This is a genomic window from Mesorhizobium sp. M0106 (genome assembly GCF_040322715.1).
In the GTDB taxonomy this organism is placed as follows: Bacteria; Pseudomonadota; Alphaproteobacteria; order Rhizobiales; family Rhizobiaceae; genus Mesorhizobium.
The window spans coordinates 1-1,346 of sequence record NZ_JAMYUA010000119.1 but is presented as its reverse complement, the minus strand read 5'-3'; the positions used below and the strand labels follow the sequence as shown (position 1 = coordinate 1,346).

General features: G+C 62.0%; 3 protein-coding genes. All 3 read right to left on the bottom strand.

What is annotated here, in order from left to right; genetic code table 11:
- The coding region (locus NKJ55_RS35350; RefSeq protein ID WP_352453917.1) for a sulfotransferase at window positions 1-106 on the bottom strand (106 nt) is incomplete at its 3' end.
- Between the two features lie 177 nt (window positions 107-283).
- Window positions 284-430 (bottom strand): hypothetical protein, encoded by a 147-nt coding sequence (locus NKJ55_RS35345; RefSeq protein ID WP_352453916.1) that lies wholly within the window; start codon window positions 428-430, stop codon window positions 284-286.
- 296 nt (window positions 431-726) lie between these two features.
- The coding region (locus NKJ55_RS35335; protein WP_352453915.1) for a sulfate/molybdate ABC transporter ATP-binding protein at window positions 727-1,346 on the bottom strand (620 nt) is incomplete at its 5' end.

Here is a 1,346-nt window from a genome sequence, read left to right as displayed (position 1 = left end):
CATCTGCCATGTGATGACACGGCCCGAACCCAAGATGCTCCAACGCGAGCTTCAGCGAATATGTGCCAGTGCGACCCATGCCTGCACCAATGACATCTAGAGCCATGAGCACCCCAAGGAGATTTCAATCGGTCAAAATACCGCTGTTTTCTTTAATTCGCTATATCTTTGAAGGTCAGCTCCGAATCGCGTCAAGCCGTAGCGCGCGAAGGTCAGTATTGGAGAAGCGCCGGGAATGGTGGCTCCTGGCGCCGCTGTGGCGAAGACGCGTGGATCGACACCACTATCCGCTGACGCAGCGCTTGCTCCGGTCGATGACGTGGATGCCCATCAAAGGATGGGAGACAACCGACAGCGAGTTTCCGCCGGGAACGTGATCGCGGTCCACCAAAGCCATCTTGAACGGCAAGGCCGTGCAGACCTGCTCCATCAGGCTGCTCGACGTATACCGCGCGACATTCGAGCAGCGTGGACACAAGCTGGCAAGGCACGGGTTAGGCGCCGCGCTGTTGCAAGACACCGTTCTGCGCACGCGTTACGCCGCGACGACCTCGGGATTCGCGGCCTTCTTGTTCATGCCATATCGGACGAAGCGAAAGCCTTCTACGAGCACTACGGCTTTGCGGCTTCCCCGAAAAATCCGATGACCCTTGCGCTCTCGCTAAGGCGCGTTGAAAGAGCGGGCCGAAACGTCTTGTTGTGCACAAGTTGGTAATCGCCTCGTAATCAACCAGCCGGAAAAAGCTTCCAGCGCCGCGGCCTAAAAGCCACTCGAGTTTTCTGCGCCGCCGGATGGTCGACGGGCAATTCGATCTCGACCCGCTGGCGTTCGCCGCCGATTTCGAGCTCGACCCGCCTGGTGCCGGCGACGCGGCGGCTGGCGGCGACCGTGCCGGCGATGCAGCCGTTGCATTCGTCCACCAGTTCGACATCGTGCGGGCGAAAGAACAATGTCGCTTCGCCTTGCGGTGCGTGCGGCGCGGAGAGCCCGATCGGGCGGTCGGCGATCCAGACCTGGCCGTCCTCGACCTTGACCGGGATCGAGCTCGATTCGCCGATAAAGCCATAAACGAAGGGCGAGTTCGGGGTATCGTAGATCTCGTCGGCGGTGCCGACCTGCTCGATGCGGCCCTGGCTTATCACCACGACGCGATCGGCAAGCTCCAGCGCCTCTTCCTGGTCATGGGTGACAAAGACCGTGGTATGGCCGGTGGCGTCGTGGATGTCGCGCAGCCAGCGGCGCAGTTCGCGGCGCACCTGGGCATCGAGCGCGCCGAACGGCTCGTCGAGCAAAAGCACGGCCGGTTCGATCGCCATGGCGCGGGCCAGCGCCACGCGCTGGCGCT

Excerpts from the sequence above, each read along its gene's own strand:
- NKJ55_RS35345 (WP_352453916.1), bottom strand. The coding sequence starts at position 430 with ATGGAGCAGGTCTGCACGGCCTTGCCGTTCAAGATGGCTTTGGTGGAC.